Annotated in this window: 1 protein-coding gene and 1 pseudogene; both read right to left on the bottom strand. The window is 49.5% G+C overall.

The genetic code is table 11. From position 1 onward, the window contains the following. Nucleotides 1-219: pseudogene (locus R8O10_RS27695) on the bottom strand (hypothetical protein); the annotation flags it as partial. Beyond that, nucleotides 219-509, bottom strand: a 291-nt coding sequence (locus R8O10_RS27690) for a peptidoglycan-binding domain-containing protein (protein WP_318192291.1), incomplete at its 5' end; no start/stop codon positions are given. The pseudogene R8O10_RS27695 and the gene R8O10_RS27690, both read right to left, overlap by 1 nt.

Raw genomic sequence — 509 nt, 5'->3', positions numbered from 1 at the left:
ACGAGATAACTCGGCACTCGGCCATTCTCGTGGCAGTTGAGCAAGATCCGTTGATCCTGGATAATCTAAAACTTCAAATGGTTGTACGACTTCCGCCACCACTACCTCTGGCGTAACCGCTTGAGTCTCTGGCGTAAGCAAATCTAAATGCCACGCAACCGCAATCGCTGACACGCTAATAGGCACAAGAAAGAGTCCAACATGTTTGATGACTGACATTACGCCTCCTCCTTGTTAATGCTTGCTAGTGTTGGCGCATTAGGTTGCACACTTTGTTGTAAGCGCTCTAACGTGCGATGACCCGCAATGCCATCCACACCGATGCCCTGCCAACGTTGGAACAGTTCCACTCGCTCTTTTAACGCACCGTCAAAAATAGACGTTTCCAGTGGTGATTCACTCACCGCTTTGGCAAGCAATTGGTCAAGCACTTCTATCGCCGGCCCTTCCATATCTAAACGCAACGTCTCTTTAAGCGGCGCTTGCCACAATTCAATGATGTTGCCCTG

This window comes from Vibrio sp. 1727, assembly GCF_033344415.1.
Classification (GTDB): domain Bacteria; phylum Pseudomonadota; class Gammaproteobacteria; order Enterobacterales; family Vibrionaceae; genus Vibrio; species Vibrio alginolyticus.
This window is presented reverse-complemented; position numbering and strand designations above follow the sequence as displayed.